Source organism: Methanosarcina sediminis (assembly GCF_052056915.1).
Taxonomy (GTDB): domain Archaea; phylum Halobacteriota; class Methanosarcinia; order Methanosarcinales; family Methanosarcinaceae; genus MTP4.
This window is the reverse complement of the sequence record NZ_CP195119.1, coordinates 3,825,121-3,850,241: the sequence shown is the minus strand read 5'-3', so window position 1 is coordinate 3,850,241 and position 25,121 is coordinate 3,825,121. Positions and strand designations below refer to the sequence as shown.

The following is a 25,121-nucleotide window of genomic DNA, read 5'->3' as shown; positions in this document are numbered from 1 at the left end:
AGATCTTCTCAAAGCTTCAGTTGCCAACACCAATGTTGAAACCGTTGGAAACAGAGCAGACTCTTTGCATCGTGCAATAAAGAAAGTCCCTTATTTCAAACATTTACTGGGAATATCTCGAAACGGTCAAAATCCTGGGAACAAAGTTTGGTCTTCAAGAAAAAGACGTTGTGTTAGCCTTCGATTATACAGATGAAGATTTTTATGGTGATCCTCAGGGTTTCTGGATACATGGCTGGACTGGAGAACATGGAGTATCCGGGAAATTCAAATTCTTGACATGTTCAATTGTCAGTTCAGATATCCCACAAAAAATCCCTCTTGTTTCAATCCCGGTCAGGATGGGGCATAACATGGCACATGCCGTGACATGGTGCCTCACAGTCATTGAACCAATGGTAAAATCGATATCTCTAATTTTGTTTGATAGGGGCTTCTATAGCAAAGACCTCATGCTGACACTTTCAAATTCAAAGTATCCGTACTTGATTTTTGTCCCAAAAAACTCCAAAGTTAGAAAAGAACTTGCTCAAATGGAAGAAGCTGAAAAGAAAACAATGCAATACAAGTTCAAACTCAATATCAATAAAACGGTTCTGAAAGGCGAAACAACTCTGGCATTGCTGAAACAAATATTCGACAAAAGAAGCGACAAATCATATGACTGGGCATTCGCCACTAATCAGTCTACAATTGATCTTGACCATATTATTGCATCATACAAAAGAAGATGGAGAATTGAGACTGGTTTTAGAATTCAGGATGAAGCAAGAATTAAATCCAAATCTACGGATGTAAATATTCGATTCTTCTACTTTGCTTATGAACAGGTATTGCAACTGTTATGGATTGTTTTGTATAAGGAAGAGGAGAGTTTCAAAGTATTCATGATAGACATGTATGAAGAATGCCTGAAAAGGTACAAAGACGTGTAAATAAGCGGCCACCCTCATTGAATCAGTGACTTGGGGGTGCAGGTCAATGGATCAACAGGGAGCCATTGATAGTGATCCCGCAAAATCTGGGAACAATTCTACTTTCGTCATTAACATTAGCTTGCCGCATGCAAAAGTCATATATCATTCGGAGATACTGGGAAAACAGCAAGAGTAAAATATGTGGTTGGTCGAAGCGGTGGTTCAAAGATTGCTGGGCGAGTGCCAGACGAAATATAATAAAAAAGATATAGTAATAATTCTGCTTGAGCAAGCAGAGCAAGCGAAACGGACACCTTTATGTTGCACTTGCAGTGTAACTCCCAAAAAGTCTCAGATTTTTCTGTGATCCCGATATGGAATCCGGGTGGTAAAAGCCGCTCGCCAAGGCGAGCGTGGCAAAATACCACAAAATACACCTATTACGGTTGTCCTGGTTCCCAAATTTCATAAAAACTGAAAGGGTTCCGGTTTTGAAAATCATCATTCCTTTTCCAAACCCTTTTCCCAAACCCTTTTCCCAAACCCTTTTCCCAAACCCTTTTCCCAAACCCTTTTCCCAAACCTCTTACTCTTCCGTTTCTTCCCCCATGAATTTATTCAGGAGGCCAATACTTGCTCTCAGGTCCTCCTTCGTTTCTTTGGGGATCTCTTCTAATGTGTCTACAATCCTCAAAGTTTCCTGGAAACAGGATTTTGCAAAGGCGGGGTCTTTGCCGAGATAGATTGTGCCCATCATCAGGTGAAGGGGGAAGAAGTCTTTTTCTTTTTCACTGAGCTTTTTGTAGAATGCCTGGAGTTTCTCGAAATCTTCTTTTTCCGCAAGGTCGGAGATATAGGACTGTACGAGATCGATATAGTCCGGGCCGTTTTCGAGCAGGAAATCGGACTTTTCGTCGTCGGTCATTAAAAAGAAGCCGGTTTCAAGGTCGTCTGCTACGGTTTCCCTGGCAAGGACTTCGCTTTCTTCCCTGCCTTCGAATAGGCCGCCTTCTTCGAAGAATTCATCTGCGTCCTTTTTCAAAAGGAGCATATCAGCCTGGGCATCGGTCAGGCCCATTTCGCTGGTAATCTTTTTGAACTGCTTTTCGTAGTCTTCCTCTTCTTCTTTTGAAAACAGGCCCAGGACGTATGCGGTCCACTTTACGTAAGCCTGCTCATCCTCCACCCAGGACCTGTTGTCAATGACCCACAGGATGTAGTCAAAGAGCAGCTTGAACTCGTGGTGGCTAAGCGGGAACTCTTGAAGGGTTTCAAGCAGGTCTTCAATAATTAGCATTTCAAGGTCGCTTTTGAAGAAAGAAATATCTTTTTCGTAGTTTTGCTTGATGTCCTTCAATGCCGAGATGACATCTTTGTCCTTTAATTCCCTGTGAGTGTTATAATAATAGTCGGCAATTGCATATTCAATCGTGCCCAGATACTCACTGTATTCTTCCTCCATATTGTACAGGCTTTTTATTTCCAGTATTTCCGGGGTGTCGGGTTCCAGGTATTCGGACAATGAAAGTTCTTCTTCAACAATTTCATTATTTTCTTCAGAAGCCATAAATGATGCTCTCCGGTGCTTGATTTATATTCTATTCAGCTTTGCCCTCTTTTCTATTCAGCTAGGGCTTTTTTTCTGTTTAGCTCGGATCTCTTTTTCTTTTTAGCCAGGGCCTTATTTTTGTTCAGCCGGGGCCTCTTGTTCCTTTAGCTTTTGTTTTTTTCCCTTCATCCGGAGTTTTTTAATTCTGGAACAGAGCCAGAAAGGGCCGGAAAGGGTTAGACAGAACCAGGTTAATGTCCATAGCAAGGCTTAAACATAGATTTTAATGGTGTTTTTGATGGTTTTGACAGGATCAAAATTGAACTTGAAATGGTATAATATAGTCAAGTACCCAGATGCCTTCACAAATCTCAAGTGAAAGTTTAATCACAGAAAACACGGAAAACACGGAATAAAGGAAATAGGGGCACAATCCTTCCGTGCTTTCTGTGTCTTCCGTGGTTATAATGTAAGTGTAAATATTTACCTTCGGGACTATAAATGAAGGTATTACCCTAACAGATGTCATACTGTTATATATGTGTTGAACGTTTGCGTTGATTTCCTGCTTTTGGCTCCGAATTTCCTGCTGCCCGGCAATTTTTCATCTCATCAAAAAATTTCATATCCCGCCGGAAACTGATAAGTACTTTTAAAACAGAGGGTAATAGATTGCGTCAGTGCCCTTCGAGAGCTTGCGCTGCAGCAGCATATTAAAGAGACTGCATTATGGCAGTCCATATGAAGGTATTTTATTATGGCAATGTCTAAAAGAGATAAGGAAAGAAAGCAGAAGGCTCAGAGAGATAAAATGGAACAGCTTGAAAAACTGGCTGCTTCCGGAAGTAAGGATGCCAAGAAGAAGCTGGCAAAAGAAAAGAAGAAGAAATAAGGATTTTTTGGTCTTTCCCTGTCCATGATGGTCATGAGCAGGTCGGGTGGGGTTATCAATAACCCGGCCCCAAGTACCTTTTTCCCAGTATAATTTTGTGGTCTGAAGGGCTTTTTGAAAATTGATCCTTTTGAGGGATTCCTTCATTTAAGGCTATTTTACCATTTTCTCAACATTTAACATTTCATTTTCGTATTTTCTCTTTCTTTTCACCGGGTCCGGATAAGTAAATAGTCCCCTTCACCAGCGCTTTTTATTTATCGAAAGGAGCCGATATCTTAGGACATGGAAAGCTACGAAGATTGTTCTACGGAAGAACTTATCCGGGAACTGGTAAATTCGGAACTTGTGGTTGACCCCGGACTTGCCAGGGAAATTTCCCGGAGGCCGGATGCCGTCCCCCATCTGGTACGCATTATTGAAGACGATGCCTCCTTTATGTAAGGGAGTCCGGGAGACGGCTGGGCGCCAATACATGCGTGTTTTTTATTCGGGGCAATAAAAACTCCTGCTGCCAGGAATGCAGCCTTTTGGCACCTCCGAGAACGGAAGGAGGAACTCGGGGACTGGATTACGGAAGATTTTCCAACAATCCTGGCAAATTTCGGGCTGGATGCGGTTGAGGATTTGAAGAAGTTTATCTCTGACAGGACAACTGGCTTATATCAACGGTCTGCTGCAAGTGGAGCCCTTTCTGCCATTGCTCACAAGCACCCTGAAATCTGGGATTCTACTATCCGGTTTTTCAGACAGCTCCTGCAGGAAGAAGACGACCCCGAACTTCTTGGTTTCCTGATTTCCGACCTCTCGGAATTCAAAGATCCTGAGGTTCTCGAAGACATAAGGTCACTCTATGAAAAGGGGTTGGTAGACGACTTCATTATTAATATGGAAGACGTTGATTCAATATACTCCAGTCCTGATGAAAGTATGGATTATCAAAGACACTTTGCTGACCCTCTGGAGCATTTTAATCCTCAGGAATTCGAACGGCTATGGAAGATTTCTTACGGGAAAAAGAGGATTCCTGATAAATTGAAAAGAATGCTCAAGCCGGAAAAAGTCGGGCGCAATGACCCCTGTCCCTGTGGTTCCGGGAAAAAATATAATAAGTGTTGCATGAAGAAAGGTCTTGAGGAAAAAAGTAAAAATGATTAAAAGCCGAAATATAGAATAAGTGGATTGGTCTGAATTCTGGGCATGGGAATTTTCATTCAGCTTTCTCTTAATATCTCTACAAACCTTTTTTTGCACAATCAATTAGCAGGAACTCAGCGAGTTACTAAAAAAGCCCTCATCCTGTCAATCATTGCCACTAACATTGAGGTGAAGGGCGCTTTAACGGACGTTTTATCATCGAAGTAGTTGTCGTAAATGTTGTTTTCGGAATAATTTGCCACGATTGCTTCACTATTGCTGCTCAGGCAGTTCCCGCTTACCGTGTTGTTGTTGCTGGAATCCTCAAGGAACCTGCAGTACTTGAAATCCGCGGTTATGATGTCGGGGTTCACCGTTTTATTATTCGAAGGGTCAAGATAGATGCCGTAAAGCCCGTTTGAGTTTACGGTGTTGTTGTCGAGGGTGTTGAAAGTAGAGGACTTGAGATAGATCCCGTGCCCGCCGTTCGAGTTTGCAGTGTTTGCTTTCAGGGTGTTGCCGGAAGTTTCATTCAGGTAGAACCCGTTTTTGCTGTTGAGGTTTGCAATGTTTCCTTTCAGGGAGTTGTTTTCGCTGTAATAATACAGCATGACCCCGTGTTCGTTCCCTGAAACGGTATTGTTTTGTAGCACGTTGTTCCGGGAAAAATGGTTGAGGTGGATGCCGTATTTCCTGTTCAGGTCTGCCCTGTTGCCTTCGAGGGTGTTATTTGCGGAGGCGTCCAGGTAGATCCCCGTTTCATTGTTCGAGCTTGCGTTATTGTTTATCAGCGTGATATTTTCGGCACTCCGGATGTAGAAGCCGTTTTCATTGTCCAGGGCGGCGTTGTTGCTAAAAATATTATTACTGCTATAATAGTCCAGCACGAACCCGATCCTGCTCCTTGAAATCCTGTTCTCGCTAAAAACGTTGTTTGCGCCTCCGAACATGAAGAAGCCGCCCATATTGTCCGATGCGGAGTTTCCCTTCAGCTCGTTATTGTCGGATGCGGCCAGAACGATGGCGATATGGTTATTCGACGCGGTATTATTGCTCAGGGTGTTGTTACCGGATTCTTCCAGAAAAATGCCCAGGATGTTGCTGGAAATTATATTGTTGGTGATGGTGCAGGCGTAAACTCCTTCATCTGCTTCTCTGGGGACATCTCTATCAACTTCTCCGGGGACCCCTCCATCTACTCCCCCCTCAATTCCATCATCTAAATTTCCCTCCGGAGTCCTGATTAATTCGGGTCTTCCGTCAAGGAATATTCCGCAGGGCTCGCGGCTTTTTCCGGTACTTTCGGCTCCGGTGACGTTAAAGCCGCTAATTGTAACGTTACTAGCCGTTACATGGAATACATGATCACTCGGATCGGCTGCCTGGACAATTGTATCCTCCGGATTTCCGGATTTTGAGATAATGGTTAGTTCTTTTTCCACATCCACATTTTCCGTATATGTTCCGCTGGAAACTATAATAGTGTCCCCGGATTTAGAATGGTTTACAGCTTCCTGTATGGAGGTATAGTCTGCTCCTCCGTTTCCATCCACAATGATGTTCGTAGCTGCTGCGGTGGCACCTGTGGAAACTATCATTAAAAAGAATACCAGTAATACGAATTCCAATTCAAGGCAGTTTTTTATTTTCAGTTACTTCAACCCCTTTCTCGTCAGCTCTTAATCTTTATTAAATCTATAAAGTCTGTTTAATTTCCTTTAATATGCCTGATAACGAGTTTGAAGGCTGATATGCTTAGAGCGATTAGAGCCACTATCATCAGTGCAAAAAATACTCCGCCCACGAACTGGCTAAAGAGCATAAAAGAAGAATCGTGCCCCGGGAAAAATGACTCTTCTATGTAATACAAAATTGTAACAAGTATCAACGCTATTAAAGCAGCCGTTGCTAAAGACCGGGTGGATATTTTTTGTAACATTTTTGCCTTTCTCCTTCGTGGAATCGGGATCAAGCCTGGTCAAAATTGTCTTCATTCCTTAAGGAAAGCCAAACTATTTTCTTTATTCCTCTGTAGCTGCATGCGCACGATTTCAATTTGTTGTTGACTCGTTAGAATCATTTGTTGTTGATTCGTTTACTTCATCAGTTGGTGGTTCCGGGAAATCATCGGAACTGTTGTCTTGCTGTTCCGAGAGATTTTGCCTCGCGAGGTAATCTTCGATCATCAGTCTTTTTAATTCTTCAGGATAGTTTTCCGGAAGGTGTTCTATATCCTCAAGGCTTTCAATCTGGACAGGCTCAAGCTTTCGGTCTTCTTCGAGCATTTTTCTTACCGTTTCGTTCTTTTCGGCAAGGGCTGTGAGTTCATAAGTATTGAGCCGGTTTAATTCATCACCTTCATCAAACCAGGGTGCAGCTGCAGTTTCTTCTTTCTCCTCTTCCCCCTTATCTGCGGCTTTTTGTGTGTCTTCAGACGATGCAAAGAAGACGGTCGACAGCAGCACTGCTATAACCAGCGCAGCTATTCCAAATTTCATATTTGTTTTCACCTGATCTCACCTGTAATTAATCTTCCAGCTTTCGTTTTCCGCTTTGCAGGTTTTAGCCCAACTCCATTAATTTTTAAATATAAGGTATATTTGTCTTTTTCTCTCCATATCATCAAACTAAGGGGGAATGTTTGAATTTTGTTACTTAAATTATTCAATTCAAAATTGATATTTGATTTTTCACAGAAAAGTTATATGGTTTAAATTTTCTTATTTTGTAATGCAGCTGATTTCCTGCAACTGAGTTGATTTCCTGCAACTGATTTCTTATATGCAGTCTTGAAACCTGTGGAGAGTCTGACATGAATAAAATATGGATAGCAGTAATCGCAGCTTTTGTGTGTATCATAGGAGTTCTCGGAACATGTTATGAAAGCCCGGAAGAAATGGCAGGTGGCATCCCCCTTGATGCGGATGTGAGCTATACGGATGCCGAATTGCAGGAGCTGTATGAAAAATACAATATCACCGAGAATGACATCAAATTTGCCCGGGGAGAACTTCCTCATTACCTAGAAGGCACCGTTTTTCATGGTAACTTCAGCGTCCTGGTCACCGAGACAGGCGAGCCTCCGGAGGGTTCGAAAGAAGGTGTAGATTATGATGTTGTAATGAGCGAGCAGGAAATGTCAAACATAATGGAGGAGGCAAGGGCTGACTATATTGAAAAATACGGGGTGGACCCGGCAAACCCCAAGCTTGACGAGGTCAAAGGCTATCTTATTCCCACGCAGGAAGCAGGAAAACTTGTATTTTTTTAAATCAGACCTGCATCAGGTTCTAAATTACAATACTGTTTCCAATTTATGAAAGTCCTCACAGGCAAAGTCATTGGGTAAAAATTAATTAATTTTGAATTGGGGATTAAATGAAAGATGAAAAATTAAGTATTGCTCTGGCGATTTTCGCACTGGTAGTCATTCAATCGGTCATATGTGTCGGAACTGGCATAGCCAGTGCCGGTTCGATCGATCAGGAGTTAGAGGCTCCGGACTCAGACTTTTCAAACTTAAACTCTTCGGATTCAAACGTCTCGGACTCAAAAGTCTCGAACCCAAGCTCCCCGGAAATAGAAGCATTAATCCGGGACCTCAATGCTCCGGATCTGGATGTTAAAGAGAATGCCGTAAAAGGACTGGTTGGAATAGGGTCTCCGGCAGTGGAACCTTTAATCCTGGCCCTGGAGTCCGAAGATCCGGATACGCGGGAAAATGCAGCCTGCACTCTCGGGAAAATAGGGGACGAAAAAGCCGTGGAGCCTCTCATCCTGCTCCTGATGGAGGAAGAGTGGGACGTTTATAGAGCTGCAATATATGCCCTTGTTGAAATAGGGGAGCCTGCGGTCAAACCCCTGATCCTGGTTTTACAGGACGATAATGAAAGTGTTTACCTGCAGAAGAGAGTAATTATCGTTCTTGGGCATATGGGGGATGAAAGAGCAATTCAGCCAATGATTCAGACCCTGAAGATTGGAAATCCTGAACTTCGGGAAGATTTGGGGTATTCCCTGGGCTCAATGGGAGAGCCTGCGGTTGAGCCCCTGATCCAGGCCCTTGGAGACGAAGACCCCTATGTCCGGGTCGCTGCTACCGAGGCTCTTGGCAGAATCGGGGACAAGCGCGCAATAGGGCCGCTTACCGAAGCCCTGGATGATGACTTTGAGAGAGTCCGGACATTTGCAGAAATAAGCCTTGAAAAGATTGAAAATCAACATGAAACAACGGTAATTGCCGCTTACGGAGAAAAGCGTGAGTTCTACATTGAAGACAGGAGGAGAGAATGGTTCGATCAGCTCCGTTCTACTATGAACGGTGCAAGAAACGATATGAAATCATACTTTTATCCTGCCGGGCCGGTTTTATACTATGGCACGAACAGAGAAAACCGAATCGAAGTCGGAATTCTGGAAGGTTTGGATGTTAACGATTCCACTCTGGACGAGATCTACGGAATATTTGACAGGGAGGGAAAAGAACTTGGAATTGATGAAGTACCACTCGTATTCCAATATGAAGAGCTTGCTCGGTTGGATAAGGAACTGGTAGAAGAAACGGAAGCTCCGACTGAAGATGTGCAGGAAACATTTCCCCAGGGGGATGTGGAACTGGTAAAGGGAACGGAAGCGTCAACCAAAGCATCAACCGAAGCATCAACCGAAGCATCAACCGAAGCATCAACCGAAGCATCAACCGAAGCATCAACCGAAGATATGCAAGAATCCAGGGATATTCCTGGGTTCAAGGTGATGTTTACTTTGTTAGGAGTATTGGTTTCGGCCTGCATCGTAAAAAAGCACGGATCTGAACGCTGACCTGAACGCTGATTTGAATCTTCTGGCTATGGGTTGAGGTAAGAGTCTTTTATCCGGGGATTCTGGAGGCAGATGTTTCTGCCTTCATCCTCTACTTTTTTGTCTCGGCCAGGAAGGAAAGGCCGCTCGACTGCGTTGATAGTGGGTGATTTTCCTATACCTTCCCTTCTTGTTTTTGAAAAAATCCGGAGAAAATGATTTGAGGTGGAGTTATGAAGGTACAAAATATGATGAAGCCTTCGACAAAAAATGTGCAAAGAATCACACTACTATTGTTTGCTTCTTTATGCGCTTCCGTTCATAAACAAAACTACATCCGCTGCATAATAAAAAAAATTATAATTTTGGAAAAGAGGGTTACTATGAAGAGTAAAATTATAATTTGCTTTGTCTTTCTGCTAGCGATTGTAATTAGTTCCGGCTGCGTCTCACAACCATTTAGTACACCCGATGAGGCCATTGAAGGCCTTGAAGATATAGAAAAAATTGAAGGGCTCTGGCTTGGAAGCCTGGAGTTCCAGGACGGAACGAAATTAAGGATTTTATTCAATATTTCCGCTAATCCCGGGGGTTCACTGAACGCCACTATAGGTAGCCCTGACCAGGGATCAAGAGTCATACCTGCAGATAATGTCGTTTATGGGGATGGGAAGTTGCTCCTTGAAGTGGCATCCATAAAGGGTGCTTTTGAAGGAGTGCTCAAGGAGGAGGGCGAAACCCTCGAAGGCGAGTGGAAACAGGGCGGTGAGACCTTCCAACTCACGTTAAACCATATTGACGAAGTTCCTGTCCTGCGTAGGCCCCAGGATCCTGTAAGGCCCTATCCGTACGATGAAGAAGAAGTTGTTTATGAAAATAAGGAGGCCGGGATCAAACTGGCCGGGACGCTAACCACCCCCCGGACGGAAGGGCCGTTCCCGGCCGTACTGCTCATAACCGGTTCCGGCAAGCAAAACCGCGATGAAGAAGTTTTAGGCCACCGGCCTTTCCTTGTGCTCTCGGATTATTTAACACGCCGGGGGATTGCTGTCCTCAGGGTAGATGACCGGGGTGCCGGAGGCTCAACCGGAAACTTCTCCCAGGCAACTATCGAGGATTTTGCAGGGGACGCACTTGCAGGTGTTGAGTACCTGAAGAGCCGCAAGGAGATTGACCCTGCCTGGATTGGCCTGATAGGGCACAGCGAAGGCGGGGAAATTGCCCCGATGGTGGCAGTCCGGGACCCGGATGTTGCATTCATCGTACTGATGGCAGGCCCGGGCCTGAACGGGGAAGAATTATCTTTGCTACAGGAAAGGCGGATTGCTGAGGCCGATGGAGTGCCCAAAGAGCTCATCGACAAAAATATAGCTCTTCTGGAAGATATATATTCTGTGCTGAAAAAGGAAGAGGATGACACAATCGCCGGGGAGCAAATTCGAGATATTCTAACAGATTTCCATACAAACCTGACCGAAGAAGAATATAAGTATGTCAGAAACCCTGAAGCTCCTCTAAAGGCTCAGGTGGAGGCCGGAGTCCGGAGTTTTTTGTTGCCTAGGGAACGCTTTGGCCTGACATACGACCCCGGACCGACCTTGATGAAAGTTGAATGCCCGGTCCTTGCGATAAATGGGGAAAAAGACGTACAGGTGCCGCCTGCAGAAAACCTTAGGGCCATCGAGGAAGCCCTCGAAGCAGGAGACAACGAGGACTATACCGTAAAAGAACTGCCGGGCCTCAACCATGCATTCCAGACCGCTCAAACCGGGTCCATGTCCGAGTACGCAAAGATTGAAGAGACAATGTCGCCGGCTGCTCTGGAGCTTATCGGGGACTGGATTTCGGAGCGCACCCTGGAGACGGAAGAGTTAGAGTAAAGTTTGAGGGTAAACCTTGAGCGAGTGTTCGGGAGAAATGGCAGCCCTGTATTGCTGTGCAGGGTGATTTTTCCCCTATCATTTATGTCCGGACCCTTTCCGTGCGGGTTTTTTCCCGTCGAGCATGCAGGGCTTCGGACTGGAGGGAATGTTATCCTGGAATGACGAATGTACAAAATTTGAGGGATCATGTGATGAAAAATTTACTATGTATTGCGCTGCTATTGTTTGCTTCTTTATTTGCTTCCGTTTCGGGAGCTTCAGCGGTTGAAATAGCTCTCGACCCCACACAGCACCACCTCGGGGATAATTTTAAAGAAGAATTGAGGCCCTCTGAGCCGGAGGGACTGGTTTATACAACAACTTTTACCCTGGACCCTCCGGCAGACATAAGAAGTGCGGAACTCAGATTAACAGTCAAAAGCGTAGTTCAGGGCCCGACTGATGAATTTCTGGATAAAGTTTACCTCAACGAAATATATGTAGGGACCCTTAACGACTATATCCCGAGAGGAACTGCGGATTCCGCTGAAGTGGACATCAGAATTCCTGTTCATCCAACTCTTTTCAATCTCGGGAACAATACCCTAAAAATCAGCTCCGGGAGTAGTTCGGACGACAGTAATTATGACGACTTTGAGTTTTACAACCTTACGCTCCAGCTAAACGAAATCGAACCTGTAACTCTGGAGCCGCCTTTGAAAGTTGCCTGGACTTATGAATTGCCCTGGCAGCTTGCGTACGGGAGACCGCCCGGGGTAACACTTGCTGCGGATGGGGTCCTCTACATTGAGGGAGGGGATTTTGGAGAGACTATTATTATAGCCGTGGATGCGGAAACAGGTACCTTGCTCTGGAGTAAAGAATGGAGTGGTGTACGGGGGGTTGACCTGGAGTATAAGGACGGGGTTTTGTTTGCCGTGCACTCTACAAACATTGATGCACTGGACGCAAAAACCGGGGAAATATTGTGGAGTAAAGAATATCCGAATACCCGGTGGGGTATGCCCGTTGTATTTGGAAATTCCCTGTTTGTCAGCACGCCTGATGACAGGTACGTGGCTGCCATTGACACTGAAAACGGAACTTTGAAGTGGGAGTATGAACTCAACATAAGCGACGTTGGAACCGAAGGCCGTGGCTACGAGCTGTCAAGGGTCGTGGTGAATGGAAATCTTGTGGTATTCGGATACCTGGAAAAGCCTGATGATGAGGGTATAATTGCTCTCAATGCACATACAGGAGATGTGGTATGGGAATTTGTATATCCAGGCAAGGTTTTACATCTCGAACCCTTCCTTTACAAAGACCTGGTTTATGCTTCGAGACCGAGGAGCATTATTGCATTGTCTGTTGAATCCGGAGAAGAAGTTTGGAAAACAAACAATTGGGGGTTTGAGAATGTTGTTGAAGTAACAGATGGCAAATTATTTGTTGGTTTTTCAAATCCTAGCGTCTTAAAGCCTGAAACCGGCGAAATTTTGAATGAGTACTCCTATTCAAATGTGAGTTTTTTCAAAGCTGTGATTAGTGATAAATTCATATATTGTACGGATTCGAGCAGCATACTATTTTTGAATTCCAGCACAGGGGGACTCGTATGGAGCAGCAGCAGAATAAAAGGATATGATGTCTCGAAGCCCTTACTTTACAAAGACAAATTATACCTGGTTTCAACTGAGGGAACATTGTATTCTTTTGAACATGGAGAAGAAGGTATGTTCTTTACAAAGGGCCTCGAGAGTTCTGCATCCTATTATTTTCCTCAGGTCGCCATCGCTGCAATGCTAATTCTGCTGGTAATACTTCTGATAAAAATAAAAAACAGGGCACTTGTCTTTGGCTCCTGGCTAATAGCTCTAACGGGAGTAATTTTTCTATCTATTAAAGCCTTAGAACCTTATAGTGCCGGGCTTGGATTCGGATTCTTTGTTGCTCTTGCCTTCTTGTTTATGTTTGTAATCCTTCTGATCGGAATTGCGTTTCTTGTTTATGGCATCAGGAAGGAAGGAATGAAGAAGGAAATGAAGGAGAAATAAAATCCCTGGTCCTGAAAGTGGAATTTAACTGTGATGAAAAGCCGCTCGCCTGCTTCGAGCGTAGGTGGAACCGGGTGCCTGGAAGCCGGGGGCTGCCAGGGGCTGCCAGGGGTAAAATGAGCAAACAGCAGACCCTGCAACCCGGCCATTTTCAATTTTTTAGCTGCATTCAGTGAGTCAGCTTTTTAAGCTCTCTAATAATCTGCAACAGGTCTTTTTCTCAGTTTATCAGTTTTTCAGCTCATCTGCAACGGGTCCGCTTTCATATATTCCCTCAGCACGGTTGTTGCATAACTCCCCTTGGGCAGCATGAACTCCAGCACTGCCTTTGATTTTCCGGGGTTCAGTTCGTCTTCCGAGACCTCAAAGCCGGGTTCCACATTCAGCAGGACTTCCCGGCGGGTGCCTTTCGAGCTCATTTCCGGAATTTCTTTGATGTTGAAGCCTTCGAGAGGAACTTCAAATTCTTTCAGGACTTCCTGCTCGATCTCACCCGGGACCCCGGATGCGAATTCTGTGGCATGGCCCGGGAGGGGGGCTGTTATGAAGGCGCGGCCGCGTTTGAGCAGGCGGTTCATTGCGTTTACCTTTTCGGCGGTGACTGACTCGGTCCGGGAACTGTCCGGGAGTCCGGCTTCGTTTTTGAAGCAGACGATATCCCCTTCCACGGCAAGGTTCAGGGGGAGACCCTTTTCAATCCGGCGGCAGAGGATAGTGTTGTATATGCAGGACTGGTAAGCGTGGGCGAACATGCGGTAGAGGTTTTTCGGGAGCACCAGGAAAGAGCCTGCAAAGTCATCCGGGTTTGCTATAAGGTGGTTCATCATTGCCCGTTCGTGCCCCATGCGGAGAGGGTATTTATCAAGGCCGGTCCTGAAGTCCCTGGTCTCCTTTACGTACTGCCGGGCGGCTTTTGTTTCTTCTGGCTCGTCGGGGAAGGGCTCGGCAATGTAGGTCATGGCTGCTTTTTCAAAGTCGCCTTCAACTATGGCTTTTCCTACCAGGTGAGTGACCGGGCGGACCGAGCCAAAACGCTGGATCCCGAAAAAGTTTGGGACTCCGCCGGCAGCCAGGATCTCTTCCGTGGCTTTTCCAAGGATGGTCCGGGTCTCTTCCACGGGGAGGTCGATATTCCGGACGGTGATTCTGAACTCGTTTCCGGTGAGGTCTCCGAGTTCCACGGATTTTTTAGACCGGCCCAGGACTTTCATTTCCACGTCTTTCAGGCGGACCTTTTCGATAGCCTCTGCGTCCACACCAAAGATGCTGATCTTCTGGGTTGTCAGTGCCCGCTTGTCCTTCGTGCCTGCAACGGTGATTCGCTTCTGGCTTATCTTCAGGATCTTTGCAAGGGTCCGGGTAAAATGGTGGGTGTCCCAGTCGCGTTTGGTGACTTCAAGGACCAGGTGCTTGCCTTCAGTCCCCTCCTCCCGGTTCGTGATCTCTTTTACGATGAAGTCCTCCACTTCCTGGCGGAGCTGTCCCCCGAGACCTTCGGTATCTGTGGAGTAAAGGCTGATTCCAATCTGTTTTTCGATATTGGGAACTTCCATGAGCTGTAAACACTCCTTAAGTGGTTATTGGAAAAATTAAGGAAAAATGAATAAAGAAAGGGTCTCATGAGTTTGATTAATTCCCTCATGAGGCTATCGTGTCACGGGTTTGGTATACCGTGCTTTATGAATTTATGAGCTTATTGCGTTTCGGGTTTATCGCGTTGTTGTTTATTGCGTTTTTATTTATTACGTTGAATTATCCTGTGGCTTCCGAGCTGATGTCAATAACCTGTACTCTGCTCGTATTCACAAAAGTCCAGCTGTCCACAAGGGTATCGGGGTTTTTTCCGGTTGCGAGTTTTGCCGGGGCAGTAGTCCCCGGGAGGCCTCCTGCGTAGAGGCTGGAACTCGGGTCGAGCATCAGCCAGGAGCCGTAGTCGTCGGTCAGGTAGTAGACATCGACGTTGCCGTAGTAGGCCCTTACCCCTTCGATTATGGCATCTGTCGTCCCGGTTTCGTTGCCTATGTAGGCCGCGGCAAAAGCGTGGTTATCCGTGAGGTAGAGCCTCGTTGTGCCTCCCACGGCTTCGATCAGGGAAGCCAGGAGGATTGCCTGGTCTTCACAGTCCCCTGCGCCTATTTTCAGGGTCGCATTGGCGGGTTCCCAGATGTCATTTCCTCTCGGGTCGTTTATATACCCTATATCCACGCTTACCCGGTCAAAAAGGGCACAGACCTGATAGATGTTGAACGCTCCCGGATATTCCTCCGAGCTTTCTGCGGCAGCTTTCCTGACGGATAGGTCTCCCGGTTCCACAAGCCCGTTCAGGATTCCGAAATAGGGAAGGGTGTTGTATTTGTAGGGAGGGTCGAGTTTTGGGGGCATGGGCTTTGCTTCAACCGTAAACTCTTCCAGAAACTGGGGTTCGTATTCGTGCCATTTCCCTTCCGAAGTACTTGCAAGTGGCCAGAGGACAATGTTCAGGGTGGGTTCATCTTCCCCTTCTGGCATCCTGACCGAAAGCACTCCCAGGCACTGCTCCTCTTCCGGATCGAGCAGGGCTCCGCAGTCCTCGGAATACACCAGGCTTTCGGAATTGCCGACCGAAACCCCGTACCTGTCGATAAAGATGGGGTTTCTGCCCTCATTTTTAACATTTACCTTGATATAGCTCACCGCACCCTGGTAAAATTCGGCAGTCTGGTAACTTGTGCTCAGGGAAAAACCGGGGTCCATGGGGGTCCTGAGAACCGGAGTTACCTCATTTTCCCGGGGGAAATAAGCCGGCACCTGCGGAACAGTGAATAAGCTGGAATCAGGTTTGAAAACCTCTTCCTGGTTTTCTCCCTGCTTCGAATCAAAAATATTTCCAAATCCGTCCCTGAAGGCTCCGAACCCGGGAACTGAGTCCGAAAACAGAATTCCGGCCGTGGCCACCACAAGGCCTATGCATAAAACGGCAAGTATCGAGGCTATGGCTTTTCCTGACAACCTGGGTTTTTCCATGAACTCACTCCCAAATCCGGTCCTAAAGGAACTTTCCGATTTCCCCGTATTTCCGGAGAATCAATTTATCCGGTGAATTATTTACCTTGAGAACCACCCTATTAACTCTACACGACACGGGTTTTCTTGCTTTTTTGCAAAAGCGTTCACAAAAGTTTCAGGTCCTTTGTGACCTTATCTATAAGCTCTTCTTTTGCCGGCCCGATTCCGAGGACTGTGACCGTGCCCGGGGGGATTTCGGTCAGCCCTGCGTCCTGGATCAAAGCTGTGGGCAGTCCTTCCCGTCTTGCCTTTTCTTTAAGTTCGTAAAGGTCTTTCAGGGTCGGAACTTTGAGGACAACCTTTTTCTGTCCCCCGTCCTTCCATTTTTCAAGATCACTCTTGCTTGCCCATTCCGAAGCCGAAACCGCAGCATGGGCCACCTGCACCGCAAATTTCCCTTTGGACAATTTCAGGTCGTTCCGGGTAACTATGCACTGTTTGTATTCACTCATCCTTTGCCTCGGGCCTAATCAAGGTCAACTTATACTTTAAACGTTTCCTGTACTTTTTTGAGGGTTCTATCTAACTTTTCATATTATTTTTCATAGGGTCTTCAATATTTATTGTATCTTTGTAATCAATTTCATAAAATATTTTTCATGTACCCCAGGATATCCACGGCGGGATTTATCCCCCAGGAATCGAAGATGCCTTTTCCGGAAGGTGTCCCGTTAACTTCCAGGATTTTCTGGGTGTTTCTGCTTCTGTTTCCACTCTCCTCTTCCGTACCCTCTATGATATCCACACCCGCAAAAACAGCCCCGATTGCTTCTGCTGCTTTTTCTGCAAGGTTTTTTTGCTCTTCGGTCAGCACGCAGCGGTCCGCGCTTCCGCCCTGGCTGAGGTTGTTTACCCAGGACCCGGCAGGAGCCCTGCGGTAAATGGCCCCGACTGTTTTGCCTCCGACCACAAAAGCCCTGATGTCCCTGCCCGGGTTTTCAATGAACTCCTGAATGTAGAGCATTCCCCTTTCTGCAAGCAGGGCTTCCAGGGCCTCCTCCACGGGAACGGGCTGGCTTTTCCGGTCCGAAAAGAGGACTTCTCCGTCCCTTACCCTTACAATATCCTTTCCCTTGTACCCGAAAACAGGTTTTATGACCGCATCCCCGAACCCTGAGACAACCTTCAGGGCCAGGTCGACGCTCTGTACGGCTTCGGTTTCGGGCACAGGAAGCCCGGCTTTTGCCAGGAGCCAGGAAGCGTGGTATTTGTTGGCGGCGTTCTGGATTGCTTCGGGGGAATTGATGACCGGGATTCCTTCCGCTTCAAGCTCCCTCAGGATGTCGAACCTGAAAGAAACCCCTTCCAGGGTGCCTGCTCCAACGTCCCGCACGACCACGGCGTCAAGGTCGCTAAGGCGGGTTTCCCCTACTTTAAAATCAGTTTGTGAGTTTATGCTGACCTCTGCGCTCCTGAGGTCAAGAATAAGAGGAAAAAAGCCTTCTTCCCGGGCTGCCTCGATCAGGGCCCGGGCCGTCCAGTCCTCAGGGTCGGTGACTACAATCCCTATTTTTTTCATAGGGTAAAATCTGAGCTTTTCCTGATTAAGTTTACGATAAAACAGGAGCAGGATGTTTTAAATTTCTGACAGGGCAAATTATTTTTATAACTTTTTGGCACTTTCCTGAAACTGTTTCAGTTTTAGTTCTGGTGCCCATCGTTAGCTTTTCGAATATAATTCGTTAGCTAAATAATATGCTTTATGTTACTTGATCTTGTTTTACTACCTTGCATAGCAAACATGAGCGGAGGTAAACCCACCGAATTTGCAAGTTTGAGCATTTTCCTCCAAAAAAAAGCTAAGGCTGACTTCAATAAAGTTCTTTCCAGGTATCATGCTGCCTTCAGAGGTTTTACGCTGCCTCAAGTCAGCCTTTGCTTGAAAACAGTCCTCAAACCTTAACTGAGAATCTCTTCTCTCTGAGCTTCTCCGCATGCGGTTCTTTTAGGGTTTTAGGGGCCGCCCTCAGTTCTCCGGGATCTCAGTTTTAGGGACTTCAATTTTCCGGGCTTACCTCTGCTCCTTTCTTTCTCCTTTTTCTCTTCCTTATCTTTCCTTTCTCCCCTTCCTCTTTCTCCCCTTCCTCTTTCTCCCCTTCCTCTTTCTCCTTTTTCTCTTTCTATTTCCTTTTCCTCTTCCTCTTTCTCCTTTTTCTCTTCCTTTTCTTCTCTAAGGGCCGGGTTTTTACTGCTGTTTCTCTTCCCAGGGCTCAAGTCCCTGCTTTTTCCTATATTCGTTGATCGCCATGTGGATGGCTTCCCTGGAGACCACTGAGCACTCAAGTTTTCCGGGAGGCAGGCCCCCGAGGGCTTCGGAAACGGCTTCGTTTGTCAGGTCCCAGGCTTCTTCCAGGGGCTTTCCCTTGATCAGTTCCGTTGCCATGCTACTCGATGCGATTGCCGCCGCACAGCCGAAGGTCTTGAACTTCACATCCTCGATGAGGTTGTCCTTTACCTTCAGGAATATTTTCATGAAATCCCCGTGAGGGTTTCCGGCTTCCCCTACCCCGTCGGCGCCTTCGATTTCCCCCACGTTTCGCGGGTTTGTGAAGTGGTCCATCACCTTTTCATTGTACACCCTGTTTCCTCCTTGAATTCGTTTCTCAAGCACCTGTTTCAGACTGTCGGCTCAGGCTGTCGGCTCAGGCTGTTGGCTTATAGAACGGGGACATTGCCCTCAATTTCTCGACAACTTCCGGCAGCACCTCGAGTACGTAGTCTATATCCTCTTCGCTGTTGGCGTCCCCCAGGCTCAGGCGAAGTGTCCCCTGCGCGATTTCCGGAGAGAGACCGATTGCGGTGAGCACATGCGAAGGGCCGACCGAACCCGAGGAACAGGCGCTTCCCGTAGACCCGCAGATCCCTGCCTGGTCAAGCATGAGCAGCAGGGCTTCTCCCTCGATAAACTCGAAACTGAAGTTAAGGTTTCCCGGCAGGCGCTTTTCCGGGTGCCCGTTCAGCCGGGTATGGGGAATTTCCAGGACGCCTGCCCTGAGCCGGTCCCGAAGCTTCCTTATCTTTTTATTATGGGTTTCGATGTCTGCGGTAGCAAGCTCGATTGCCTTTGCCATGCCGACAATCCCGGCGACATTTTCCGTCCCGGCCCGCTTTCCCCGTTCCTGTGCGCCTCCGTGCATGTAATTATCGATTTCCACCCCTTTCCGGATGTAGAGGGCTCCAACCCCTTTCGGCCCGTAGAACTTGTGCGAGGAAAGGGAAAGCATGTCCACGTCCGAATGAGCCCGCTTCATGTCCAGCGGGATTTTCCCTATCACCTGCACGGCATCGGTATGGAAGGGAATCCCTTTCTCGGCGGCGATTTTCCCTATCTCGGGCACAGGCTCAAGGGTCCCGATCTCGTTGTTGGCGTACATGACCGAGATCAGGATGGTATCGTCCCGGATCGCGGCTTCCACATCCGCAGGGTCAACAAGCCCGTCCCCGTCCACAGGCAGGTAAGTCACGTCAAAGCCCTTCGTTTCCAGGTACTCACAGGGGTAAAGCACGGCATGGTGCTCTATCGGGGTTGTGATAATGTGCTTTCCTTCCTTTCGCCTGGCAAAAGCCGTCCCCTTGACAGCCCAGTTGTCGGACTCCGTTCCCCCTGATGTAAAATAGATCTCTTCGGGATCGGCTCCGAGGGCTTTTGCAAGCTGTTCCCTTGCAGCCTCCACCGCTTCCCTGGCTTCCCTCCCTATGGAGTACAGGGACGAAGGATTCCCGAAATGCTCTTTCAAAAAATACCGCATAGCCTCAACCACCTCGGGTTTGCTGAAGGTGGTGGCTGCGTGGTCCATGTATACGAAACGTTTCTCTCCCATCAAAACCCCCAATGAAAATAGGGGCTTTTCGTAATATGAAGGTATTGTTTTTTAGACGCATAACAATTTTATATAATGAAATTTTCCCTGTACCCCACCTGATTAATTTGGAGGCAAACCAAACCTTGCTAAAACAATTCTCAATTATCCTGAGCATTTATTTCCTGGGTGAGCTCCTGCAAAAAGCGTTCGGTCTTCCGGTCCCGGGCAACGTCATAGGCATGCTTCTCCTCTTCTTCGGCCTGTCTGCGGGCGTGATCAAGCTTGAAATGATCGACAAAATGAGCGGGTTTTTGCTTGATAACCTGGCTTTTTTCTTCCTGCCCGCAGGAGTCAGCCTGATCACCTGCTTTACCCTGCTGGAAGGGAAGTGGACGGCGATTCTCGAAATCTCCGTACTCTCAACCGTTGTGATCCTGGCCGTGACAGGGCTTACCGTGGAACTCGTGAAAAAATACTTTGATAAAGGGCAGCCTGAATCCGGGTCCCCGGAAAAACTCGGAGTTACAGCCGAAAAAGCTGCGTCTGGAACAAAAGCCAGAACTGTTGTAAATACAGGGGTCGCAGAGCCTGCACAGAGAAATGTACATGAGAATGTGCAAGAGCATGTTCAGGGACAGGTGAGCTAAATGCCGGGCTTGCAGGCGTATCTTGCCGAAGAGTTCGTTTCCACACCCCTTTTTGGGATTCTGCTCTCCCTCGTCGCCTACCAGATAGGCCTTGTACTGTACAAAAAGGTCAGGGTATCAGCCCTGAATCCCCTCCTTGTAGGCTGTGTAATCGTAATTCTTCTCCTCCTGTACACAGGGATCGATTTCGAGACTTTTAACCGGGGCGGGGACTACATATCCTTCTTCCTGGGACCCGCAACCGTCGTCCTTGCAGTTCCCCTCTATAAAAAGATCCAGCTCCTGAAAAGCGATGCCCTCCCAATCCTGGCCGGCATAAGCGCAGGCAGCATTGCGGGAATGTCAAGCATCCTCGTCCTCTCCCGCTTCTTCGGGCTTGATGAAGCCCTGAGCATTTCCCTTGTCCCGAAGTCCGTTACCACCCCCATAGGCATGGAAATCTCAAGGCAGCTTGGCGGCCTGCCCGCCGTAACCGTGGCAGCAATCGTGATCACGGGAATCATCGGAGCCGTCGTGGGGCCGTTTATCTGCCGCTGCTTCCGGATAAAAGACAAAGTTGCGGTCGGTGTTGCCATCGGCACCGCTTCCCACGCCCTCGGGACCACCAAAGCCATAGAACTCGGGGAAACCGAAGGGGCGATGAGCGGGCTTGCAATCGGGATTGCGGGTCTGCTTACGGTTTTCCTTGCACCGCTTCTGGTTTACCTGTTCGGGCTTCTTTTCTGAAGCCTTCTATCTTTTAATCCGGAAAAGGCGATCGTGATCCGATCATTCAGTTATTCCAAAAACCTTTTTCGGATTGCCTTTCAGGTACCGACGCTCTCACCGGTCGTCCAAGACGACCGGCTTTTTCCGAAAAGTATATTTGCATAACTAAAAAGTATCTCAAGATGACTGACAAAAGTCATCTGTATAACTAAAAAATATATTACAATGACTGTAATTGTTCATCCAAATGACTATCAAGTATCTCTTGATGACTTTTACAGGACATTTGCATAAACAAAAAAAGCATACATCTGGCTTATTTGGAGTGTTCAGAAAAAAATATACGGCTTTAATTTTTAGTCAATACAACGGAAAAAAGGTTTAAATCGTCAAATTTCGCGTCTTTTTCTATGAATTTTTATGGAAAAGCCGGCCGCTTCGCTGCGCTCGCGCCCGGTGAGAGCCCGGGGTTCCGAGGTCGAACAAAAAATCCGGCTGTTAAGGGCTGTTAAAGGCCTGAGCGTATTGTAAACGAAGGCGGGCTTGAGGTCGAAAGCAGCGATTACTTCCCCTACGGCCAGGTCAGGTCAGGCGGTCTGGAGAAATACGGGTTCACCGGACAGGAAAACGATGCCGATACCGGGCTGAAATAAATAAAAGTAAAGTAAAAAGCAGGAGTCTCCCTTTTCAGGGTCTGAAATTCGTATACATGTGCATCTGCACATCTCCCCTTTCGATCTTCTTCCGGAGCGTCTCTTTTGCAAGGCCCACGTAGATTTCCCGGATCTGGGGGATGAGCATGGAAAACCCAATGGCGTCGGTCAGGAAACCGGGGGTAAGGAGGGCAAAGCCGCCGATGAGGACGAAGAGGCCGTGCAGGAGTTCGTTTCCGGGCATGTAGCCCTGGCTGTTTGCTTCCTGGATCTTGCGGAGTACAAGGAAGCCCTGGCTTTTTGCAAGGTAAGCGCCAATAGTTGCGGTTATGAAGATGACCAGCACTGTGTTGAAAGCGCCGATTATGCCTCCTATCTTGAGCAGGAGGTAGAGTTCCACGAGGGGAATAATCAGGAAAAGGGAAAAGAGTTTTAGAAACATGTTTATCCTTTTCTGGGGTTGTTTAATGGTTATCAAACAATTTTTTTCGGTTTTTTGCCTGATACCGGGGTTTTATACTTATAAACCGCTCCATCTATATTGTTTTTTTGGAGTTTTTCGCTTTTTGCCTTCCGGAGTTTTTGCTTTTTGTGTTTCGTTTTCTGGAGTTTTTGCTTTTTGCTTCCCGGAGTTTTTGCTTTTTTTGTTTTTTGTTTTTTGGAGTCTTTCCTTTTTCACTAATCTCGAGGTAAAATTCAATCACAGAAAGTGCGGAAAAACTGAATAACTTAAATAGGAGAGTAATCCTTCCGTGCTTTCCGTGTCTTCCGTGGTTTAAAGTAAGTGTAAATATTTACCTTCGGGACTATAGTTGCCAAACATATTTTTGGGCGCTTCCACACTATTTTTACTCACTTAAATACTCATTTAAATATCCTTTATGGAAAAGCCGGTCATCTTCGATGACCGGTGAGAGCGCCGGTACCTATAAAGCAAATCGAAAAAAGGTCGTCTGGAATAGCTGAAAAGAATAATTGCAGCTACCCTGTCCTGTTTGATCTGGATTGGTTTTCTAAGAAGCCTGATTCCGGGTTCATTATATTGGTTTTCTAAGAAGCCTGATTCCGGGTTCATTATATTGGTTTTCTACAAAGCCGTTCGAGTATTAAATCAGGGCAAAGGCCCTTAGATATATCAACATGCTGACGCCGATTAACAGGACTCCTACATAAAGCCTCATTCCCTGCGGCGAGAATCTTCTTGCAACAGCCGGGCCCATCTGCCCTCCAAGGACCACTCCCGGAACTACCCAGAGCATCGTATCAAAGATAAGCACCTTTTGTTCTACCAGGACAGAAACAAAGTCCGGGGTCAGGCGGAAGAGAAGGGCAATAATGTTCACAACAAAGATTATGGGGACCGTGGAACCCACAGCTTCCGCAGGAGAGCTGATTTCTTTATGCTCCAGGATGCAGGGGGTTATCAGCTTTCCAAGCCCGGTTGCGATGAGCCCTTTCAAAAAGCCGGCAACAGCAGCGCGTTTCCAGCATATATTATCACGGGTTACGAATTCTTCCGGGACTTTTCCCCTGTAGTAAAGCCAGTAGCGGTATATGAGGTAGCTTCCGTATCCCAGGATGAAACTTGCGAAAAGGAGCAGAAGGATTCCCACGGGGGCAAAGGGCACCAGTAGGGCCCCTACAATAGCTGCCGGGATCGTGATTTTCAGGTACTCTTTAACGATGTACCAGTTAACGGTTTTCTGTTTCAGGTTCCTGAGTACGCCGGAACCAAACCCGAAGATCATGGTCAAAAGCCCGAGCCAGAAAGCCGTTTTTGCGTCAAATCCAAGCCATATGATATAGACTGGAATCCAGAAGTTCGTGCCCGAAATGCCTGCGGACATAGCAAGGATTGCAATAATGACAGCTACGGGAAAGAGAAATAAGTAGGTCAGGCAGTCAGGCATTGGAATCGTTTTCTCCTGTGAATATGTTAGGATCTTTTTATCCTGCAAACATGTTAACTTTGAGATGTCTTAGTTTTGAGGCGTGTTGTATGTGAAAAGTTTTAGTTTTGAGACGTCTTATATGTGAAAAGTGCTGGGTGTGAAACGTGTAGATATGAACAGTGCTGAATTTGAAACGTTTCAGGTATAATACTTTAATTAATTAAAAGTGTTTTATTGTATCGAATATTCGAAAAATGGGTTTATTTGAGGTTTTTGCATGAAAACGATAGGAATGATCGGCGGGATGAGCTGGGAATCTTCCCTCGAGTATTACAGGCTTGTTAATGAGGCGGTAAAGGAAAAAATAGGTGGGCTGCACTCCGCAAAGTGCGTCCTCTACTCGGTTGATTTCGGGGAAATCGAGGAAATGCTGGCCGTCGGGAACTGGGAAGGGCTGGAAGCCCGCCTTGGCGAGGCTGCCCTGGAACTGAAAGAGGCGGGAGCGGATTTCCTCCTGATCTGCACGAACACCATGCACAAACTTGCGGAAAAGGTGGAAGCAAAAGCCGGGCTCCCGCTGCTGCACATCGCTGATGCGGCTGCCGGGGAGATTCAGGCGGAAGGGCTGGAAAAAGTAGGGCTTCTGGGTACGAAGTTCACCATGGAGGAAGCTTTTTACAGGGAGCGGCTCGAAGATAAGTTCGGAATCAAGGTGCTTATTCCTGAGGCAGGGGACCGGGAATTCGTGAACAGCGTGATTTTCAATGAACTGTGTCTGGGTCTTATAAAGGACGATTCCAGGGAGAAATTCAGGGAAATCATCGGAGACCTTGTTTCAAAAGGAGCAGAGGGCATCGTCCTCGGGTGTACCGAAATCCCACTGCTTATCGGGCAGGAGGACGCGGAAGTTCCCGTGTTTGATACCACGAAGATCCATGCGCTTGCAGCGGTAGAACTTGCTCTGGAATGAGCTTTTGGAGGGTTTGCCTGCTTTTTTGAATAGCTCCTCATATTCTCATTCTTAATTTCCTAATTATTAATTTCCTAATTTTTAATTTCCTAATTTTTAATTTCCTAATTCTTAATTTTTTTAACTTGTGCTGTGAGTATTTGTATTATAAAAAAGTATTTATTATCCAATCTGTTAATAATTAGTGGG

Annotated in this window: 24 protein-coding genes; 11 read left to right on the top strand and 13 right to left on the bottom strand. The window is 46.8% G+C overall.

The genetic code is table 11. The features are described 5' to 3' along the window. Window positions 1-170 precede the first annotated feature (170 nt). The gene (locus ACSAZK_RS16915; RefSeq protein ID WP_440955185.1) at window positions 171-935 is read left to right on the top strand and encodes a transposase; all 765 of its coding nucleotides are present in this window, start codon (window positions 171-173) and stop codon (window positions 933-935) included. Between the two features lie 298 nt (window positions 936-1,233). Here the strand turns inward: ACSAZK_RS16915 and ACSAZK_RS16910 are convergent, their stop codons facing one another. Both ACSAZK_RS16910 and ACSAZK_RS16905 read right to left on the bottom strand, forming a co-directional pair. Continuing rightward, window positions 1,234-1,485: a hypothetical protein gene (locus ACSAZK_RS16910; protein ID WP_440955184.1), complete on the bottom strand. Its 252-nt coding sequence runs from the start codon at window positions 1,483-1,485 to the stop codon at window positions 1,234-1,236. A gap of 18 nt (window positions 1,486-1,503) precedes the next feature. Beyond that, window positions 1,504-2,484: a hypothetical protein gene (locus ACSAZK_RS16905; RefSeq protein WP_440955183.1), complete on the bottom strand. Its 981-nt coding sequence runs from the start codon at window positions 2,482-2,484 to the stop codon at window positions 1,504-1,506. Between the two features lie 739 nt (window positions 2,485-3,223). Between ACSAZK_RS16905 and ACSAZK_RS16900 the strand changes: the two genes are divergently transcribed. From ACSAZK_RS16900 to ACSAZK_RS16890, 3 genes are all read left to right on the top strand, one after another. Continuing rightward, complete coding sequence (locus ACSAZK_RS16900) at window positions 3,224-3,358, top strand: hypothetical protein (protein ID WP_440955182.1); 135 nt, start codon at window positions 3,224-3,226, stop codon at window positions 3,356-3,358. A gap of 285 nt (window positions 3,359-3,643) precedes the next feature. Then, window positions 3,644-3,802, top strand: coding sequence for a hypothetical protein (locus tag ACSAZK_RS16895; RefSeq protein WP_440955181.1), 159 nt, complete (start codon window positions 3,644-3,646; stop codon window positions 3,800-3,802). A gap of 27 nt (window positions 3,803-3,829) precedes the next feature. Beyond that, the gene (locus tag ACSAZK_RS16890) at window positions 3,830-4,516 is read left to right on the top strand and encodes a DUF1186 domain-containing protein (protein WP_440957053.1); all 687 of its coding nucleotides are present in this window, start codon (window positions 3,830-3,832) and stop codon (window positions 4,514-4,516) included. Between the two features lie 113 nt (window positions 4,517-4,629). Here ACSAZK_RS16890 and ACSAZK_RS16885 read toward each other — a convergent pair whose 3' ends face one another. Together ACSAZK_RS16885 and ACSAZK_RS16880 are read right to left on the bottom strand one after the other, a co-directional pair. Continuing rightward, window positions 4,630-6,093 carry a NosD domain-containing protein gene (locus tag ACSAZK_RS16885; protein ID WP_440955180.1) on the bottom strand — a complete coding sequence of 488 codons (1,464 nt, stop codon included), beginning with the start codon at window positions 6,091-6,093 and terminating at the stop codon, window positions 4,630-4,632. 453 nt (window positions 6,094-6,546) lie between these two features. Next, window positions 6,547-6,993 (bottom strand): hypothetical protein, encoded by a 447-nt coding sequence (locus ACSAZK_RS16880; protein WP_440955179.1) that lies wholly within the window; start codon window positions 6,991-6,993, stop codon window positions 6,547-6,549. 314 nt (window positions 6,994-7,307) lie between these two features. Here ACSAZK_RS16880 and ACSAZK_RS16875 point away from each other — a divergent pair, with 314 nt between their 5' ends. The 4 genes from ACSAZK_RS16875 (at window position 7,308) to ACSAZK_RS16860 (ending at window position 13,214) form a co-directional block, all read left to right on the top strand. Then, a complete protein-coding gene (locus ACSAZK_RS16875) occupies window positions 7,308-7,766 on the top strand; it encodes a hypothetical protein (RefSeq protein WP_440955178.1) in 459 nt (152 codons plus the stop codon). A gap of 107 nt (window positions 7,767-7,873) precedes the next feature. Further along, entirely contained in the window at window positions 7,874-9,316 is a 1,443-nt protein-coding gene (locus tag ACSAZK_RS16870) for a HEAT repeat domain-containing protein (RefSeq protein WP_440955177.1), read from the top strand. A gap of 362 nt (window positions 9,317-9,678) precedes the next feature. Beyond that, window positions 9,679-11,175 carry an alpha/beta hydrolase family protein gene (locus ACSAZK_RS16865; protein ID WP_440955176.1) on the top strand — a complete coding sequence of 499 codons (1,497 nt, stop codon included), beginning with the start codon at window positions 9,679-9,681 and terminating at the stop codon, window positions 11,173-11,175. Between the two features lie 194 nt (window positions 11,176-11,369). Beyond that, window positions 11,370-13,214, top strand: coding sequence for a PQQ-binding-like beta-propeller repeat protein (locus ACSAZK_RS16860; protein WP_440955175.1), 1,845 nt, complete (start codon window positions 11,370-11,372; stop codon window positions 13,212-13,214). 236 nt (window positions 13,215-13,450) lie between these two features. On the opposite strand, the gene truD is transcribed toward ACSAZK_RS16860, so the two are convergent. The 6 genes from truD to nifS form a co-directional block, all read right to left on the bottom strand. Continuing rightward, the gene (truD, locus tag ACSAZK_RS16855) at window positions 13,451-14,767 is read right to left on the bottom strand and encodes a tRNA pseudouridine(13) synthase TruD (RefSeq protein ID WP_440955174.1); all 1,317 of its coding nucleotides are present in this window, start codon (window positions 14,765-14,767) and stop codon (window positions 13,451-13,453) included. Between the two features lie 199 nt (window positions 14,768-14,966). Then, window positions 14,967-16,217, bottom strand: coding sequence for a transglutaminase-like domain-containing protein (locus ACSAZK_RS16850; RefSeq protein WP_440955173.1), 1,251 nt, complete (start codon window positions 16,215-16,217; stop codon window positions 14,967-14,969). A 146-nt stretch (window positions 16,218-16,363) separates the two neighbouring features. After that, window positions 16,364-16,711: a peptidyl-tRNA hydrolase Pth2 gene (gene pth2, locus ACSAZK_RS16845; RefSeq protein ID WP_048178334.1), complete on the bottom strand. Its 348-nt coding sequence runs from the start codon at window positions 16,709-16,711 to the stop codon at window positions 16,364-16,366. A gap of 131 nt (window positions 16,712-16,842) precedes the next feature. Then, entirely contained in the window at window positions 16,843-17,778 is a 936-nt protein-coding gene (gene mptN, locus ACSAZK_RS16840) for a tetrahydromethanopterin:alpha-L-glutamate ligase (RefSeq protein ID WP_440955172.1), read from the bottom strand. 666 nt (window positions 17,779-18,444) lie between these two features. Beyond that, window positions 18,445-18,837 (bottom strand): Fe-S cluster assembly scaffold protein NifU, encoded by a 393-nt coding sequence (gene nifU / locus ACSAZK_RS16835; protein WP_440955171.1) that lies wholly within the window; start codon window positions 18,835-18,837, stop codon window positions 18,445-18,447. A 64-nt stretch (window positions 18,838-18,901) separates the two neighbouring features. After that, entirely contained in the window at window positions 18,902-20,080 is a 1,179-nt protein-coding gene (nifS, locus tag ACSAZK_RS16830; protein ID WP_440955170.1) for a cysteine desulfurase NifS, read from the bottom strand. 125 nt (window positions 20,081-20,205) lie between these two features. Between nifS and ACSAZK_RS16825 the strand changes: the two genes are divergently transcribed. Further along, window positions 20,206-20,709 (top strand): CidA/LrgA family protein, encoded by a 504-nt coding sequence (locus ACSAZK_RS16825; RefSeq protein WP_440955169.1) that lies wholly within the window; start codon window positions 20,206-20,208, stop codon window positions 20,707-20,709. Further along, window positions 20,710-21,435 carry an LrgB family protein gene (locus ACSAZK_RS16820; protein ID WP_440955168.1) on the top strand — a complete coding sequence of 242 codons (726 nt, stop codon included), beginning with the start codon at window positions 20,710-20,712 and terminating at the stop codon, window positions 21,433-21,435. 669 nt (window positions 21,436-22,104) lie between these two features. On the opposite strand, the gene ACSAZK_RS16815 is transcribed toward ACSAZK_RS16820, so the two are convergent. The 3 genes from ACSAZK_RS16815 to ACSAZK_RS16805 all read right to left on the bottom strand — a co-directional run bounded on the left by ACSAZK_RS16815 (window position 22,105) and on the right by ACSAZK_RS16805 (window position 23,980). After that, complete coding sequence (locus tag ACSAZK_RS16815) at window positions 22,105-22,512, bottom strand: FxsA family protein (protein WP_440955167.1); 408 nt, start codon at window positions 22,510-22,512, stop codon at window positions 22,105-22,107. Window positions 22,513-22,590: 78 nt separating this feature from the next. Further along, the gene (locus tag ACSAZK_RS16810) at window positions 22,591-22,749 is read right to left on the bottom strand and encodes a hypothetical protein (RefSeq protein WP_440955166.1); all 159 of its coding nucleotides are present in this window, start codon (window positions 22,747-22,749) and stop codon (window positions 22,591-22,593) included. Window positions 22,750-23,176: 427 nt separating this feature from the next. Then, the gene (locus ACSAZK_RS16805) at window positions 23,177-23,980 is read right to left on the bottom strand and encodes a sulfite exporter TauE/SafE family protein (protein ID WP_440955165.1); all 804 of its coding nucleotides are present in this window, start codon (window positions 23,978-23,980) and stop codon (window positions 23,177-23,179) included. A 259-nt stretch (window positions 23,981-24,239) separates the two neighbouring features. Here ACSAZK_RS16805 and ACSAZK_RS16800 point away from each other — a divergent pair, with 259 nt between their 5' ends. After that, the gene (locus tag ACSAZK_RS16800) at window positions 24,240-24,932 is read left to right on the top strand and encodes an aspartate/glutamate racemase family protein (RefSeq protein ID WP_440955164.1); all 693 of its coding nucleotides are present in this window, start codon (window positions 24,240-24,242) and stop codon (window positions 24,930-24,932) included. Window positions 24,933-25,121 lie beyond the last annotated feature (189 nt).